This is a genomic window from Streptomyces sp. IBSBF 3136, assembly GCF_036815105.1.
Lineage (GTDB): Bacteria > Actinomycetota > Actinomycetes > Streptomycetales > Streptomycetaceae > Streptomyces.
Genome location: NZ_JAJSZC010000509.1, coordinates 1 through 370, shown reverse-complemented (window position 1 = coordinate 370; position 370 = coordinate 1). Strand labels below are relative to the sequence as shown.

General features: G+C 77.0%; 1 protein-coding gene. It reads right to left on the bottom strand.

Features of this window, described 5'->3' with window-relative positions:
- Nucleotides 1-110 precede the first annotated feature (110 nt).
- Complete coding sequence (locus tag V7E45_RS40500) at nucleotides 111-314, bottom strand: MbtH family protein (protein WP_061926049.1); 204 nt, start codon at nucleotides 312-314, stop codon at nucleotides 111-113.
- Nucleotides 315-370: the final 56 nt, after the last annotated feature.

Below are 370 nucleotides of genomic sequence, written 5' to 3'. Positions count from 1 at the left end.
GGGGGGGGGGGGGGGGGGCTGGGGGGGGGGGGGGGGGGGGGGGCCCCCGCCCGCCCCCCCCCCCCCCCCCCCCCCCCCCCGGCCCGTTCCTCGTGGCGGCGCGGAAGGCGTCAGGCTTCCGCGTTCTCCATGCGCTCCCGCAGGCTGCGCGGGCGCATGTCGGTCCAGACCTCGTCCACGTAGGCGGAGCACTCCGCCTCGGTGCCCTCCTTGCCGACGGGGTGCCAGCCGGCGGGCACCTCCACGTCGACGGGCCACAGCGAGTACTGCTCCTCGTCGTTGCGCAGCACCTGGTAGCGGGTGTTCTCGTCCATGTCTGTCGGTCTCGCTCTCTCGGTTCGGGGCGGTTCGGGGCGGTTCGGACGTGGGG